This is a genomic window from Sulfuriferula plumbiphila, assembly GCF_009938015.1.
In the GTDB taxonomy this organism is placed as follows: domain Bacteria; phylum Pseudomonadota; class Gammaproteobacteria; order Burkholderiales; family Sulfuriferulaceae; genus Sulfuriferula; species Sulfuriferula plumbiphila.
The window spans coordinates 2,084,298-2,097,580 of the sequence record NZ_AP021884.1; the positions used below are offsets into that span (position 1 = coordinate 2,084,298).

The 13,283-nt window shown below is 61.1% G+C and carries 19 protein-coding genes and 1 pseudogene; all 20 read right to left on the reverse strand.

Going from position 1 to position 13,283, the window contains the following annotated elements; genetic code table 11:
• Nucleotides 1–184: 184 nt before the first annotated feature.
• Nucleotides 185–454, reverse strand: coding sequence for an AF1514 family protein (locus GZH91_RS10795; RefSeq protein WP_232522176.1), 270 nt, complete (start codon nucleotides 452–454; stop codon nucleotides 185–187).
• Nucleotides 455–1,050: 596 nt separating this feature from the next.
• The gene (locus GZH91_RS10800) at nucleotides 1,051–1,380 is read right to left on the reverse strand and encodes a hypothetical protein (protein WP_147075125.1); all 330 of its coding nucleotides are present in this window, start codon (nucleotides 1,378–1,380) and stop codon (nucleotides 1,051–1,053) included.
• A 165-nt stretch (nucleotides 1,381–1,545) separates the two neighbouring features.
• Nucleotides 1,546–2,412 (reverse strand): tRNA nucleotidyltransferase, encoded by an 867-nt coding sequence (locus GZH91_RS10805; protein ID WP_147075139.1) that lies wholly within the window; start codon nucleotides 2,410–2,412, stop codon nucleotides 1,546–1,548.
• A gap of 36 nt (nucleotides 2,413–2,448) precedes the next feature.
• Nucleotides 2,449–2,739 (reverse strand): hypothetical protein, encoded by a 291-nt coding sequence (locus GZH91_RS10810; RefSeq protein ID WP_198415296.1) that lies wholly within the window; start codon nucleotides 2,737–2,739, stop codon nucleotides 2,449–2,451.
• A 306-nt stretch (nucleotides 2,740–3,045) separates the two neighbouring features.
• Nucleotides 3,046–3,555 (reverse strand): annotated as a pseudogene (locus GZH91_RS10815) (IS110 family RNA-guided transposase); the annotation flags it as partial.
• Nucleotides 3,524–3,676: a hypothetical protein gene (locus GZH91_RS17820; protein ID WP_161984248.1), complete on the reverse strand. Its 153-nt coding sequence runs from the start codon at nucleotides 3,674–3,676 to the stop codon at nucleotides 3,524–3,526. The pseudogene GZH91_RS10815 and the gene GZH91_RS17820, both read right to left, overlap by 32 nt.
• Before the next feature lie 212 nt (nucleotides 3,677–3,888).
• Nucleotides 3,889–4,203 carry a Rieske (2Fe-2S) protein gene (locus GZH91_RS10825; RefSeq protein ID WP_147074963.1) on the reverse strand — a complete coding sequence of 105 codons (315 nt, stop codon included), beginning with the start codon at nucleotides 4,201–4,203 and terminating at the stop codon, nucleotides 3,889–3,891.
• A 41-nt stretch (nucleotides 4,204–4,244) separates the two neighbouring features.
• The gene (locus GZH91_RS10830; protein WP_147074962.1) at nucleotides 4,245–4,679 is read right to left on the reverse strand and encodes a hypothetical protein; all 435 of its coding nucleotides are present in this window, start codon (nucleotides 4,677–4,679) and stop codon (nucleotides 4,245–4,247) included.
• A gap of 51 nt (nucleotides 4,680–4,730) precedes the next feature.
• Complete coding sequence (locus tag GZH91_RS10835; RefSeq protein ID WP_147074961.1) at nucleotides 4,731–5,417, reverse strand: fumarylacetoacetate hydrolase family protein; 687 nt, start codon at nucleotides 5,415–5,417, stop codon at nucleotides 4,731–4,733.
• 54 nt (nucleotides 5,418–5,471) lie between these two features.
• The gene (locus GZH91_RS10840) at nucleotides 5,472–5,735 is read right to left on the reverse strand and encodes a hypothetical protein (RefSeq protein WP_147074960.1); all 264 of its coding nucleotides are present in this window, start codon (nucleotides 5,733–5,735) and stop codon (nucleotides 5,472–5,474) included.
• Nucleotides 5,736–5,739: 4 nt separating this feature from the next.
• On the reverse strand, nucleotides 5,740–7,242 hold the full coding sequence (locus GZH91_RS10845) for a protein adenylyltransferase SelO (RefSeq protein WP_147074959.1): 1,503 nt from the start codon (nucleotides 7,240–7,242) through the stop codon (nucleotides 5,740–5,742).
• 40 nt (nucleotides 7,243–7,282) lie between these two features.
• Nucleotides 7,283–7,897, reverse strand: coding sequence for a glutathione S-transferase family protein (locus GZH91_RS10850; protein ID WP_147074958.1), 615 nt, complete (start codon nucleotides 7,895–7,897; stop codon nucleotides 7,283–7,285).
• A gap of 13 nt (nucleotides 7,898–7,910) precedes the next feature.
• Nucleotides 7,911–9,224, reverse strand: coding sequence for a flavin monoamine oxidase family protein (locus GZH91_RS10855; RefSeq protein ID WP_147074957.1), 1,314 nt, complete (start codon nucleotides 9,222–9,224; stop codon nucleotides 7,911–7,913).
• Between the two features lie 78 nt (nucleotides 9,225–9,302).
• Nucleotides 9,303–9,617: a hypothetical protein gene (locus tag GZH91_RS10860; RefSeq protein ID WP_147074956.1), complete on the reverse strand. Its 315-nt coding sequence runs from the start codon at nucleotides 9,615–9,617 to the stop codon at nucleotides 9,303–9,305.
• 9 nt (nucleotides 9,618–9,626) lie between these two features.
• Nucleotides 9,627–9,935 carry a hypothetical protein gene (locus GZH91_RS10865; protein WP_124703980.1) on the reverse strand — a complete coding sequence of 103 codons (309 nt, stop codon included), beginning with the start codon at nucleotides 9,933–9,935 and terminating at the stop codon, nucleotides 9,627–9,629.
• A 48-nt stretch (nucleotides 9,936–9,983) separates the two neighbouring features.
• Nucleotides 9,984–10,151: a hypothetical protein gene (locus GZH91_RS17655; RefSeq protein ID WP_170227465.1), complete on the reverse strand. Its 168-nt coding sequence runs from the start codon at nucleotides 10,149–10,151 to the stop codon at nucleotides 9,984–9,986.
• Nucleotides 10,148–10,441 carry a hypothetical protein gene (locus GZH91_RS10870; protein ID WP_124703979.1) on the reverse strand — a complete coding sequence of 98 codons (294 nt, stop codon included), beginning with the start codon at nucleotides 10,439–10,441 and terminating at the stop codon, nucleotides 10,148–10,150. The genes GZH91_RS17655 and GZH91_RS10870 overlap by 4 nt, the downstream gene beginning before the upstream one ends.
• Before the next feature lie 20 nt (nucleotides 10,442–10,461).
• The gene (locus GZH91_RS10875) at nucleotides 10,462–12,177 is read right to left on the reverse strand and encodes an AAA family ATPase (protein ID WP_147074955.1); all 1,716 of its coding nucleotides are present in this window, start codon (nucleotides 12,175–12,177) and stop codon (nucleotides 10,462–10,464) included.
• Nucleotides 12,174–12,554, reverse strand: coding sequence for a ribonuclease HepT family protein (locus GZH91_RS10880; protein WP_147074954.1), 381 nt, complete (start codon nucleotides 12,552–12,554; stop codon nucleotides 12,174–12,176). The genes GZH91_RS10875 and GZH91_RS10880 overlap by 4 nt, the downstream gene beginning before the upstream one ends.
• 186 nt (nucleotides 12,555–12,740) lie before the next feature.
• On the reverse strand, nucleotides 12,741–12,974 hold the full coding sequence (locus GZH91_RS10885) for an FmdB family zinc ribbon protein (protein ID WP_147074953.1): 234 nt from the start codon (nucleotides 12,972–12,974) through the stop codon (nucleotides 12,741–12,743).
• Between the last annotated feature and the right edge of the window lie 309 nt (nucleotides 12,975–13,283).

Genomic DNA, 13,283 nt, shown 5'->3' on the forward strand with positions numbered 1-13,283 from the left:
AACGCTGGCCGTTCAATGGCCGATTAGCGACTCATAGCCGCTTGCTCGCTGCAACTAAGTTGACCGACTGTTTCGTCCGAGCAGCAGACCTTCATGGTCATCATAGGGCTGGCGTCGCCTCGCTGACAGGCAAGCGGCACTGTTTTAGGGGATTTTAGCCAGCGGCTGATTTTATGATATGCGCCTAGGCATCGACGGGTATGTAGAAGAACACGAAGCGGCCCGCTTCAATGTCCACCTTCAGCTTGGCGCCATGAAATAGCCCGTAATCGACATAGCCCGGCACGGCGCTGTTCTCGTGGCATTCGCTGGCGTGCTGCGGGGATTCGAAATCGCGGTCGCGGTCATACCACGACAGCAGCATGTATTCGCCAAGACGGAAATCTGCCTCGGCATTGGCTACGCGCATGGCTTCCAGATAATCCTTGAGCGGCGGTTGCGGTGTGAGCTTCACCTCTGTCACTCCTGAAAAATCGGGTGGTATGCATATCGGGCAAACGGGAGATTCATTCATAATGGCAACCTGACTGCTTATTCGACGCAAACTGGATGGTCGGAATGTAGCGACGCGGGAGTTCCGGTTTTACTGCCAAACCGCTTTGTTCGTCAAACTGTATTTGCGTTTGCACATCGACTCGCCGGATAAGCAAAGACAGTCACTTCTGGCTGGTATGCGTACTCCCTGCCAGGAGGCGCCAGGCGACAGTACTGTCATATCGGCAGACCTGATCCTGTTTTCGGGTGGTCGCCTGATGCTGCGGTGAATGCTGCCGACCTTTGGCAGACGAAAAAACCGGGGGAAGCTCAATCTATCCACATTGGGATAATCAAATATGAGCAATGCAAAAAATGCACAACAAGGTCTTACCATACTTCAGACAATGGCGATTTTGGCGATTGTTGGAATTTTGGCTACGGTCGCAATGCGTTATTTCGCAAACCAATAACTTGCTCAGCGCCTTTTCGTAACAACCGAGCGACTCGTCCTTCCGGGTTTCCGCCACCCCTACCCATCCGGAATGTATGACAACCTGCTCAGCCTACCCGACATCAATCCTCATGCGCGTTGCCAGCATGCTCCGCCCACCAGGCGGAAATGGTGTCGATGAGCCGGATGGCGCCTGGCAGGCGGGCGTAGGCGGTCTGCTGGGTCGCGTTAGCGGGTTCGAGGGTGCGCCACCAGACGATGAGCTGTTGGATGAGCATGCGCGCCGGTATCTGTTGCGGGGCGAGGCCGGGAAAACCCTGCAATCCGAAGCTTTGTTCGACATCCTTCAAACAGGAGAAGATGTAATCCCGGTCCACCCCGAAATCGATCGGCCGATTCGGGGCGCGCTTGACCATGCGCTGTTCGCTGAGTCCGTGGATGTAATCCTTCATCGCGAAGCACCCGGCTATGGACAGGCTAACCGAACAGACCCTCGCGCAGGAATGCCTTGTAGCGTTTCATGGCCGGCTTTGGGATCGCCGCTTCGGCGTACACGCGCAGCGGATGGATGGGTGTCGATGCTGCCGGTCTCCGTGGCGGCGTTCGTCATGGCTGGCTCATGTCTGCGAATTCGACCAGCGCTCCGAGCCGAACGCGACGGCGATCGCGGCGGCGCGCGCTTCCTGCAAGCCATCTGCGGAGAGTCCGATTTCATCGATGGCGGCGCAGGCCTTTAACGCGATGTCCAGCAGGCTGGCCTTGGGATAGTCGTGCGTCGTGCGCCGCGGATAGGCGCGGTAGTCGCACGCGCACAGCATCATCAGCTGCGTGAAGTGTTGCGGCCGGTCGAACGCGCCCAGGCGTTCCAGCATTGCGGCCACCGGGCCGGCACGTATTTCCGATACACGGTGCACCCGCTCGCATTCGACGAGCGCGAGCAGGGCCAGTTCGCGGCAATCTGCCGGCACATCGAAACGCGCACACATCGCCTCAATGCGGGGGCGACCGCGCTCGACGTGGCGATAGTGGATGGGCAGATGCTCGGGCGGTGAGTCCGATTTGCCGACATGCATCGCCATCGCGGCGAAGCGCACCGGCAACGGTGCGCCGCAGCGGGCCGCCTCGTCCAGCACGCGCAGCAGATGCTGGCCGATGTCGACCTGCGGCGGATCGTCGGCGATTTGCGGCACGCCGAACACGGCCGCCACGTCGGGCAGCACCACCGATAATGCGCCGCAGGCGTACAGGGTGCGGAACATGTTCGATGGCGTCCGGGCCATCAGGCCGCGAACCAGTTCCGGCCACGCGTCGGCCGCCACCATGCCGACCAGCGCGCCAGTTGCGACCTGTGTGAACATCAGCTCCAGCGTCTCGTCGTCCAGCCTGCCATCGGGGCCGGCGGATAGCGCCGCCAGGCGCAGCAGGCTCAACGCGGGATGCGTCTGCAGGAGTTCCGGGGGGAGAGAGGTAAATTTTGAGGGCATGGGCATATCGGGAATCACGAGCCGGGCTCGGGGAGGCTAGATAAAAATAAACTGGCCTTTGACCAGATCGGGATAGTTGTTGCGCAAGGCTTTTGCAACACTTGCCACCAATTGTTTGTCGCTCGCCGCCGAGGCGCCGACAAAGTCGGTTCCCTGATGCCACATCTCGAAAAAGCAGTGCAGGCTTTCGTCATAGGCGACGTCGGTCGGGTGGCTGGTTTTGTCCTGCAGACTGACGATGCCGTTCTTGTCGGCTTCCAGACGCCAGTCCCGATCATCATTGACGGAGCCTAACAATTTCGCGACGTCGGTATCGGACCATTCCATTTTCAAATCCAAAGACATGATGTTCTATATGGACGCTTCCCGATTGCCAAGGGTATTTCTGTGTTTTGGTAAACAAGACAAGGCTGCAGTTCTATATCCGGCCTTGTTGCAGGCTATTTCCCTGCGGGCCCCGATGGAATTCGCTGACTTGCCCCTCATTCTCCTGGCGGACTATTGATGTCCAGCTCATCATTCAGGTTCAGCAAGCCACGGTCTGACCTGTTTGCCATCACACACAATTACCTATCGCAACCTTTCAGCATTCACTCCTGTGTTCGTTATTCTTTGACTGCCCAGTGCATGGCCCTATGCTGGCCTGATGCTGACCCAGTCGCCCTGGTACGCCCGGTCATGGGCCAGCATCGCCCAGATCATTCGCGCCATCTTGTTGGCCAGCGCGACCACCACCACATTGGATGGCCTGCGCTTGCCTAATTCGTCAACCCACGCCCCAGGTTGCTTGGCGTGTACCAATACCGAGCGGGCGCCGTGGATGAGCAGGGTTCGCAAATAGGTGTCACCACGCTTGCTGATGCCCAGTAGCCTCGTCTTCCCGCCCGTGCCGGTTTGCCCAGGCACCAAGCCCACCCAAGCCGCAAACTCACGGCCTGACTTGAAGGCTTTGGCATCGCCCATCGTGGCCACCGCAGCGGTGGCGGTCAACAGGCCCACACCGGGAATGTCAGCAATGGCGCGGGCCGCCTTGTCCACCTTTAACCAGCTTTTAAGCTTGAGCTCAATTCCTGCAATTTGTATATCCAGCTCCGTAATGCGCTGCCATTGTTCACGCAGGGCTTCGATCACGATGCCTGGCAAAATGCGCCAGAAACTTTTCTCGCTTGAGCTGCAAACTCACGATCTCTCCCGTCTCAATATCAACCCAATGCAGTTGAAATACCCGTTTTGCAATATCAATGCCGACTACGCCATGCTTCATGATGGATCCTCGGGTTTGCCTGTGAAGAACTCCATGTTCCTCCCGATTTGGCACTTAGATGCCGTCGGCCCATGAGGATCCACCTTCGCCCCACCCTACGCCACCTCAGTAGCCCGTCGCCGGGGGCAAGCGTCCATACCATTCTCCCTGTTTTCCCGGTGAGATTTAAAACCCTGTTCAGCAACGGCGAAGTAACTCAACCCGGCGTCGTGTCAGCCGCCCGCAATATCCACTTGCACCATGCCGTTTTCGAGCCGCATGGGGTACTCCTTCATCGCCCACCCGGTTGGCTGCAGGCATTTTCCGCTATGGCCGTCGAAGACCCAGCCGTGCGCGGTGCAATACAGGATGCGGCCGTTGAAGTCGCCGCGTCCCAGCGAGACGCCTTCATGGGGGCAGCGCGCTTCATAGGCTTTGGGCTTGCCGCCGTCGGGCCACATGATGACGATTTCCTGATCGCCCAGCTTGCAGGGAACCAGTTCGCCCTCATAGAGCAGACTCTGTTTGCAGACGTTTTCGTAAGCCATGCTTCACTCCTGATTGATAAAAAGCCGCATGTGGCGAGGCCTCAGCCACCCATGGTCAGATTGAAAATCTGACGCATCAGATTCAGCTCGATCATGGGGAGTCCGCGCATTTCACTGATCGACTTGAATACGCCGCCGAGCAGTTCTATCGCCTGGCGAGGCGTATCCAGTGTCGTGAAACGAACAAGATGGAGACGAATGGGACCGCTGTCGCTCGACTTCCATTCCTGGAAGCCCTCATCCAGGCGTAATTGCGCGGGGTCGAGGCCCGCTTGCGCCACTATCACGGCCAACACCGCGCCGGGGTCGTGTAGTTCAGTGACGTCGCCGGGTGCGGGCATGGGTACTGCCGATTGCGGCAAGGGCGTGGTTGCCAGAATGCTGGCGCCGTAGCGGGCAAAGACCAGGGCGGCGCTATAGCTGTCGTAGTGACTCAAGATCACGCGGTTGTGATCAAACAGAGGATGGTTGCTCATAGTGTGCGTGCGATCTGTTGGTTGGAATACGCGAAAGCCTTGTTGGGCCAGCTAGCCTATCGTGATGATCAACGGCTCCAGCCCGGCTACCGTGGCTTCGATGACATCGCCCTTCACCACCGGCGCCACGCCGGCAGGGGTGCCGGTAAAGATCAGGTCGCCGGGAAACAGCTCGACCAGATTCGACAGGGTGTGAACCATCTGGGGAATCTTCAGAATCATGTCGGCGACATCGCCGCTCTGGCGTATTTCGCCATTCACCTTGAGCTCGATCTTGCCCCGGCTGATGTTCCCCGCATAAAACTCCGGCGTGATCGCGCTGCATGGTGCCGAATGGTCGAATCCCTTGGCCATATCCCAGGGTCGCCCTTTCTCGCGCGCGGCCAGCTGCAGGTCGCGCCGGGTCATGTCCAGGCCCACGGCATAGCCGAACACATAGTCGTAATCGACCTTGTCGACCGGGATGTTTCTGCCGCCCTTGTGCAAGGCCACCACCAACTCCACTTCCGGCTGCAAATTGCTGGTGGCGGGTGGATAGGGCAGCACGGAATTGTTATGCAGGATGGCGCCGGCTGGCTTCATGAAGAAGAAGGGTTCGTCGCGCTCGGGATCGGCGCCCATTTCGCGCGCATGATCGGGGTAATTGCGCCCGACGCAGAAAATGCGGCGCACCGGAAACGGGTTGCTCGACATGGCGTCCAGGGTGACGACGGGGGCAGGCGGGAAGGCATAATTCATGATGGTTTGTGTCTCTTCATGGAGGTGATGGAAAGCGCTCGCGCGCCAGACTGGTCACACCAGGCGCTCGCCATCGCGATAGCCCGCATCCAATTCGAATTCCAGATAATGAATTTTAAAGTGCTGTTCCATTTTGGTCTCGTCCGGAATGGCGTCAGTCCGTTCCGGGTAGCGTGCCAGCAGTGCGCTGCGATGCACCCGCCAGGCGTTCATAAGCGCGACGCGAGCGCTTTCCCGGTTGCGCCCCGCACCCTTGAACATGAAGTGGTGCGTGTTCATTTCCGCCACCACGAATCCGCTGCCGGTTTCGGCTTCCATAACGTTACGACGAGCAGCCGATTTCCAGATGGCGCAGTTCGTCGGGTGGCGCGGCAGCGTAGCGCTCCATGTCGGGCTGCTCATCGTAGGGGCGGTTGAGCAGCCGCATCAGCGCGGCGACTTCCGTGTCGTCGTCGTTCATGGCGCTTTCGATCGCAGCCTGGGCGAGATGATTGCGCAGCACGTATTTCGGGTTGACCTGATTCATCCGTGCCGCGCGCGCAGCGTCGTCGGTATTCTGCTCGGAACGCAGCCGCGCGCGGTAATCCGTGACCCAGGCATCGAACGCCTGGAGATCGGCAATCTCTTCGCGCACCCCCGTGGCCGGTGCATCGCTGTCGGTGCGCACCCGCGACAGGTGGCGGAAACTGCGCGTGAAATCGCTTTTGCTCTGATGCAGAATGGTGAGCAGACGACTGATCAGACTTGCGTCGCCCTCGCGCACTTCGCGCAGTCCCAGCTTGTCCGCCCAGCGGCGCAGGGCTTCCTGCGAGTAGGTGGAGGAATAGCGTTCGTAAATATCGGTGACGATGTCCGCCGCTTCTTCCTGATTGTCGGAGAGCAGCGGCAGCATGGTCTGCAACAGGCGCGAGCTGTTCCACTGCCCGATCAGGGGCTGGCTGTCGTAGCCGTAACGTCCCTCGTAATCGGAATGGTTGCAGACATGGTGCTGGCGGAAGGCGTCCATGAAGCCGAACGGGCCGTAATCCAGGGTGAGACCGAGAATGGAGAAGTTGTCGGTGTTCATCACCCCGTGGCAGAAGCCCACCGTTTGCCACTGCGCGATCAGGCACGCGGTGCGTTCGATCACCTCCTCCAGCCAGCGCGCGTAGCGATCCGGTCGATCAACCAGGTGCGGGAAGTTTTGCGCAATGACGTGATCGGCCAGCGGTGCGAGCTGTGCATGCTGGCCCCGATGGTAGAAGAATTCGAATTGGCCGAAGCGCACGAAGCTGGGCGCGACACGACACACCACCGCGGCGGTCTCCAGCGTTTCGCGCTGCACCGGATGCGGCGAAGCCACCAGGCTGAGGCTGCGCGTGGTGGGAATGCCCAGCGCGTGCATGGCTTCGGAACAAAGGTATTCGCGGATCGACGAACGCAGCACCGCGCGGCCGTCGGAACCGCGCGAATAGGGTGTCTTTCCCGCACCTTTGAGTTGCAGTTCCACCCGCTCGCCATCCGGCTTGCGGATTTCCGCGATGGTCAGCGCGCGGCCGTCGCCCAGTTGCGAAACCCAGGCGCCGAATTGATGCCCGGCATAGACGGATGCGACCGGCGCATAGGCGGGCCATGGGCGGTTGCCGGAGAGAATGTCGATCAGCGCCTGATCTCCGGTATCGATGCCCAGCTCTACGGCGAGCCGCTCGTTGAAATGCACCAGTCGCGGTTGCGGCAAGGGCGTCGGCGTGACGGGTGTGTGATAGGCATCGCTCAACCCTGCATAGCACGGGTCGAGGGGAAGCTCCGCGAGGGGCTTCAAGCCCCGTGTAAAAAAGTTTCCCATTGATCCGTCCTCCCGTTGCATTTCGCTCGCCGCTGGCACATCAGCGATACCCCTCTTCCCGCAGCACCCGCTGCACCACCGGACGCGCCAGCATGCGCTGGTAATGCGCGCGGCAGTGCTCGGGCAGGTCAATGGCCAGTTTGTCCGCCCAGAATTCCACGTAAAACAGCGCCGCATCGGCAATGGAAAAACTGCCGACGACATATTCCTTGCCGGCCAGTGCATCGTTCATCAGCGCGAATCCCCGCTCGACGATTTCGCGGCCGCGCGCCCTCACCGCTTCGTGGTCGGCTTCGTTCGGCGTAAACGTGTCCGTGATAAAAATACGGGCGAATCCCTGGCCATGAAGGGTGCCGACGACGTAATCCATCGCCTCGATCACGCGCGCATCGCCGTCCGCATCGCCCGGCAGCAGCCTGGCTTTGGGATGGCTGCGCGCAAGCCACCAGGCGATCGCCTGAAACTCGGTCAGCACGGAGCCATCGTCGCGCACCAGCGTCGGGATGCTGGACTTCGGGTTGATCGCCAGGTAATCGGGCCTGGTGTGGTCGCCTGCCGGCAGGTTCACGATGTAGGCCTCGAAAGCCTGGTCGAGTTCCTCCAGCAAGATATGGATGCCGGTGGAACACGAGCCGGGGGTCATGTAGAGCTTCATGAGGCTTTTTGCATCAGGATGTCGTTGCCGGCGAGCACGAAGCTGCGCCAGGCGGCGTACATATCACGCCGGATATCCTCCAGATACGCCGACTCCGGCGTGTGCTCGCCGGGCAGGTCTCAACCAGGCTGTCCAGCACGCTGTGACGGGTCAGCTGCTCGCGCGCCTGGCTGGATAGCCGTTCGTGCAGCGTGCGCTGGCAGGCAGCGAGCGCTGATTCGCGCTGCACACCCGCCCACGTGGCGAAGCGCTCGATGCAGTGCGCGTTGAGCGCGGAGAGGGGCTGAGACGAGCGCGCCGGAGCCAGCGCTTGCTGCAATCGCATGGCGGCGTCCAGCGCGCCTTCCATGTGGCCGCCGCCATGCAGTGCGGTCTCGCTGGCACCGAAATGCAATCGACCCCCGTACCAGCTGCGCGTCAGCGCGGGCTGGCCGTATTCGGGCGCATCGGCGGGCTCGGCCTGATCGAGCGCCGCGCAGGTATACGGCTCGTCAACCCAGTCATGGAGATGCAGCTCACCCAGCTCGGCAGGTTCGCCAAACAGTTGCGACAGTTGGCTGCGCACCAGCATGGGCATGCCGGATTCGAAGTGCTTGCGCTGTTCCGGATTCATGGCGCAAAAACCGCCCAGCGCTGCGCCGCCCACGCTGGGGTCGGTGCCGCCGCAGGCATCGAAGATTTCGCCCAGTACCGCCTGTTCATGGCGCACGAAGGCATTGCCGGAATGGCCGTCTGCGCGCCAGAAAGCCTGCGTGTAGGTCATCAGCGCCTTGGCCTGCGTGGCCATCCAGGTGGGCGTGGCGCGCATCGCCTCGATCAGTGCCGGGTCGAGCGCGGGCGTGAAGCGCACGCGCTCGAGCAGCAGACGCGGCGGCACGGCCAGCACCACGCGACGCGCGCGGATCACGGTTTCCGCTGCGCCGGTCTCCCCACCATCGCAGCGGAAACGCAGTTCGAGATACGCGCCCACGTCGGTCACCGCGACCAGTTCATGCGCCAGCCGCAGGTGTTCCGCCGGCAGGAATCCGGATAGCGCCCGCACCAGTTCGGACATGCCGCCGCTCAGGCGCTGCGCGCCGCCATGGACGGCCTGATCGCTGCTTTCGGTTTTTTCGTTCGGATCGCGCATGCGCAGCACCGTGCCGCTATCGTGCTGGGGATAGGCATCCAGACCCAGTTCTGCAATCAGCGCAGCCATGTGCGGTTCGGCTTCGGGCCAGAACCAGGTCGGGCCGAGATCAAGCGCCATGCCGCTGGCGCTGCGTTCGCCCAGTATCCGCCCGCCCAGACGCGCGCGTGCAGTGTGCGTGCCAACGCCAGGCCGCACAGACCGGCGCCGACGACGGCGATATCTATGTCTATCTCATTCATGGCGACTCCCGGGCAATGTCCATTTCATGGCAACTCACAAATCGTCCTCCAGGGTGTCCATCGCAACCAGTTGCTCGCGCAGCGCCATGTGCGCGTAAAACCCGTCGTACTTGTCGTACAGCGGATCGCTTTGCAGCGCGCCGATCGCCAGCTCATCGCTGAGGTGTACGCGATAATCCTTGAGATCGTGCGCAAGCGCAGCGACGCACGCATCGAATTCATTTGCCGATCCGGCCTGATCCACTTTCGATCCATGGGTCGCACGCACCTTGAGCACGAAGTCTTCACGGCTGAATGCGAACCAGGCATGCGGGCGCTTCTGGTGGGGAATTTCAACAATGTAGATCATACGTGCTGTTCAGTCGCGGATCGAGGTGACGACATTGATCGAAACGCGCATGCGCTCGGCAATGCCGGTCGGGCTGGACTCATACGCGTCGCGCGCTTCGTTCAGTGCGGCCTGCGCGACGAGCGCCTCTTCCCAGGTGAGCGGGACGCGCCCGGCCAGATGGGTGGCATTGGGCACCGCTTCGAGGATGGCTTTCCAGTTGGGGTGCTGGACAATCGCAAGCAGCCACTCGGCCTCTTTCACCCCGTCCAGATAGACAGCGCGGCCGATGACTTGCAGCCTGCGTCCATCCTCGGTGGTCTTGATGTAAGTTCCCATAATATGGTTCTCCTATGATGCGTTGCATGCGTGGGGTAGAACAGGTTCCTAATCGTCTTCCATCGACGGAAACAGAATCACTTCGTCCGGCATGCCGTTGCCGTTTTCTTCGATGTTCAGGCCACCGACCAGAGAGTAGCCGGCATCGCCTTCGAACAGCACCACCGCCTGCCCGGGCATCTGTTGCAGTGCCATGATCAGTTGTTCGACGGTCATTGCGCGCTGGGGCTCACGGCGAGCCAGATGTCGGTATCCCCGCGCACCATCCAGTTCAAGGTCACGGCGCGAAAGGCTTTGTCCTCCGCCGTCTGCCAGATCACGCACAGCAGCGCTTCATCCCTGGTCAGCGGCTCGTCTTTCTCGAGCTTTTCCTTGGCCGCCGCGCAGGCCAGCGGGTCGGCGTTGTGGTGTGAGAACACCACGCTGGCCGCCTTGATGCCTGCGGCGATCTCGTCCGGGGATGCCATGTTGACGTGTTCGCCTTCAAATGTGATGCAGGCTTGCATGGGCTTCTCCTGTTGCTGATTCATACGGGACAAGGCTGCTGCGCTGGCCGATCCAGTTCCATGCCGCGAAATATCGAGCAGCGCCTGAATACCTCGGAACTGGGTTTGACCTGCTTGTGGTTGCAAAACTTGGCCGCCAGCTTGGCCAGCCCTTTGATGTCGCGGCCGCTGGCGCTGGGAAACAGTTCAACCAGTTCGTCCAGCAGCGTGCCATCGATCTCCAGCGCGAACTGCTCCAGCATCACCTGCCAGATCCTGCGCCGTGCTTCACTGTCGGGCGGGTAATAGCGGATCATGGCGATACAGCGCGAGACGATGGCCTCGTCGATGTCGTCCACCCGATTGGTGGTGAGGAACAGCAGGCCGTTGAAATATTCCAGCACGCGCAGGAATACGCCGACCACGGCGTTCATGGCGATGTTGTCGTCGCGGCGCTTGATGTAGACATCCGCCTCGTCGATCAGCATCACCGCGCCCCAGCGCTGCGCCCGGGTCAGCACGTCCTTGAGCGCGGTCTCCATCGCCGCCACGTTCAGCCCCAGTTGTCCGGAATGCACGCGGTACAAGGGGCGCTGGATGATTTCCGAATACACCTCGGCGGTCAGCGTCTTGCCCACGCCAGCCGGGCCGGCGCACAGCACCGTGGTGCCGCCGGACTTGCCGGCCACGATATCGTCCATCAGCACGTCCATCTCGGCGGTCAGGATGTCGATGAGGTCGGTCTGCTCCGGCGGCAGGATCAGCTTCTGCTTCAATGCCGGCTGGTATTCGTAGGGTGCGATGTCGTCCACATGCACCCACAGGTAGTGGTGCAGATCGAGGTGGAACATGAAGATGTAGGGATGCACCGGCAGTTGCGTGAACAGCCCCCTGGGCATCGCGGCCCGGGATTCGCCGATGGCCTCTTCGGCATTGTATTGATTGCTCTTCGCCGCCCTGCGCAGATACGGGCCAAGGATATCCCCCGTCGCTTCCAGGGTGGTGGTGCGCGCACTCAGGATGCCCTCGTCGTTCACCAGCCGGGTGACGCCGCCGCTCGACAGCACCACCACGTCCTTGCGCGACCAGTCGGTGTCGCGGTGGGTCGCGGCCGGGTCTTCGGCGTAAAAACCGGTGCCTTGGGCGGAGAACTGTGCGCCATATTGGCCGCGCCAGTCGAAATAGCGCGCCACGCTATCGTCGTAGGCGCCGATCAATTCGGCGCTTTCGCGCACGTAACCTTTGGCGGCGATCATTTCCGCCACGGTCTTGCCGACGATATCGGCGGCGGAAATGCGGAAAGCCGAAGTGGCAAGCGTGCCCTTGGCATTGGCCCTGAGTTCCAGCACTACCTTGCCGGTCTCGTCGTTGGACGACGCGATATAGTCGAGGCGGGTGACCACATAGGCCAACGGTTTGTCCGATACGTTCACCCGAAGCAGCCAGCCACGCATGGCATCCGTCGCCAGGTAGCAGGCGATCGCCGGCATCAGCATTTCCAGATCGTCGTCGGGACCAAAGCGGGTGCCCTGGCCGTCGAACGCCCGTTGCAGCGTGGCGAGTTGCGCCGCGCGCGTGCGCATGGCGGGACCGGCTTCCCGGTAGAGATTGCCGAGGAAACCCAGTTCGATGCCGGAGAGCTGGTTGAACGGCATCGTTACCTTGTTGCCGAAGCGCAACTGATCCTGTAGCGGCGCGAGGCACGGGAATTCCGTGATCATGGCCTCGATATAAGGCCACTCGATCTGCAGATTCATGGTCTTGTTCCGCTCACATCAGCCAATGGCTTGCATTCGAAAATCTCTGGCTGCTCTTTGCGATAGACCTGCATCCACATCAGTGTGGCCGGTACCAGGGAACACACGGCGAACCACAGCGCGTCCTGTTCCGCGCCCTTGTTGGCACCGAGTTGCCGTGCGACGATGCGCCACCCCGCCCAGTCCACTTCGGCGAGCATGGTTTGCATCTGTGGCGGCAGGCTGGCTGCGCTCTCGCTGATGATCTTTACCTGGCGCAGTGTTTCCGCGCGGGTAAGGCGCGAGGCGAGGAATTCATCTTTTTCCAGCCCCTCGGTCAGGGTGAGCACGGCGACTCCCGCCTGTTCGATAATCGATAGCAGCGATGCATTCAACATGAGCGAGCTCCCGGAAACCCGTTTCGGCGCGCGGTGCGGCGGCGCAACGCGCAGCCCGGCATCTCGAGCAAGCCGCATCCCAGGCATAGTCCGTGCCTTTTCATGGAACTGCGCCAGGCGCAATGTCGGGCTTTGTCGCAAATACAACAAAACCGCAGCGTGATTGCGTGCGTGGACGAATGCCTGTCATTTGCGCCGGGGCCGCTCCGACGGGGCGTAGTTGCTGAAGTGACCTTCGCGGGCGGCCTGACCGCGTGCGCGCGTGAGCATCGCTTGGGTCTTGCCAGGAGACGCCGGTAGCGACACCAGCTTCTCTACTTCGGCACTCCCGCATTCAGGGCACACGCAAGCGGTAGATCCGCGCACCAGCAACTCGAAATCACAGTTGCATTCCTTGCAGTGAAACTCGTATAGCGGCATTCATCCTCCTGTAGCGTTTGCGACAAACGGCTTGTACAGGCAGGTATAAGCAAAAATGAGGCCTGTTTCACTGAGCAGTGACCCAGCAAATCTGAACAATGTTGCAAGCGGCCTGCCACAGCCGCAAGATAATCCGCGCACGCCGGGCCAAGCGCGCGCGTGGTGTTCGAGCGCGACAGTCGTGTCAGGACTTTACTCTTCAGCGCCGGTCAGCGTAATCTATGGTGCTACGCGCATCGGGGGTTCCTGACTGTCATCTCAACTTCAGACATCAGGCGTCCCATTAGCTGCAACGCCATCGCCGTCGCC

Excerpts from the sequence above, each read along its gene's own strand:
- GZH91_RS10800 (WP_147075125.1), bottom strand. The coding sequence starts at position 1,380 with ATGAAGGATTACATCCACGGACTCAGCGAACAGCGCATGGTCAAGCGC.
- GZH91_RS10805 (WP_147075139.1), bottom strand. The coding sequence starts at position 2,412 with ATGCCCTCAAAATTTACCTCTCTCCCCCCGGAACTCCTGCAGACGCAT.
- GZH91_RS10810 (WP_198415296.1), bottom strand. The coding sequence starts at position 2,739 with ATGGAATGGTCCGATACCGACGTCGCGAAATTGTTAGGCTCCGTCAAT.
- GZH91_RS17820 (WP_161984248.1), bottom strand. The coding sequence starts at position 3,676 with ATGAAGCATGGCGTAGTCGGCATTGATATTGCAAAACGGGTATTTCAA.
- GZH91_RS10825 (WP_147074963.1), bottom strand. The coding sequence starts at position 4,203 with ATGGCTTACGAAAACGTCTGCAAACAGAGTCTGCTCTATGAGGGCGAA.
- GZH91_RS10830 (WP_147074962.1), bottom strand. The coding sequence starts at position 4,679 with ATGAGCAACCATCCTCTGTTTGATCACAACCGCGTGATCTTGAGTCAC.
- GZH91_RS10835 (WP_147074961.1), bottom strand. The coding sequence starts at position 5,417 with ATGAATTATGCCTTCCCGCCTGCCCCCGTCGTCACCCTGGACGCCATG.
- GZH91_RS10840 (WP_147074960.1), bottom strand. The coding sequence starts at position 5,735 with ATGGAAGCCGAAACCGGCAGCGGATTCGTGGTGGCGGAAATGAACACG.
- GZH91_RS10845 (WP_147074959.1), bottom strand. The coding sequence starts at position 7,242 with ATGGGAAACTTTTTTACACGGGGCTTGAAGCCCCTCGCGGAGCTTCCC.
- GZH91_RS10850 (WP_147074958.1), bottom strand. The coding sequence starts at position 7,897 with ATGAAGCTCTACATGACCCCCGGCTCGTGTTCCACCGGCATCCATATC.
- GZH91_RS10860 (WP_147074956.1), bottom strand. The coding sequence starts at position 9,617 with ATGATCTACATTGTTGAAATTCCCCACCAGAAGCGCCCGCATGCCTGG.
- GZH91_RS10865 (WP_124703980.1), bottom strand. The coding sequence starts at position 9,935 with ATGGGAACTTACATCAAGACCACCGAGGATGGACGCAGGCTGCAAGTC.
- GZH91_RS17655 (WP_170227465.1), bottom strand. The coding sequence starts at position 10,151 with ATGACCGTCGAACAACTGATCATGGCACTGCAACAGATGCCCGGGCAG.
- GZH91_RS10870 (WP_124703979.1), bottom strand. The coding sequence starts at position 10,441 with ATGCAAGCCTGCATCACATTTGAAGGCGAACACGTCAACATGGCATCC.
- GZH91_RS10875 (WP_147074955.1), bottom strand. The coding sequence starts at position 12,177 with ATGAATCTGCAGATCGAGTGGCCTTATATCGAGGCCATGATCACGGAA.
- GZH91_RS10880 (WP_147074954.1), bottom strand. The coding sequence starts at position 12,554 with ATGTTGAATGCATCGCTGCTATCGATTATCGAACAGGCGGGAGTCGCC.
- GZH91_RS10885 (WP_147074953.1), bottom strand. The coding sequence starts at position 12,974 with ATGCCGCTATACGAGTTTCACTGCAAGGAATGCAACTGTGATTTCGAG.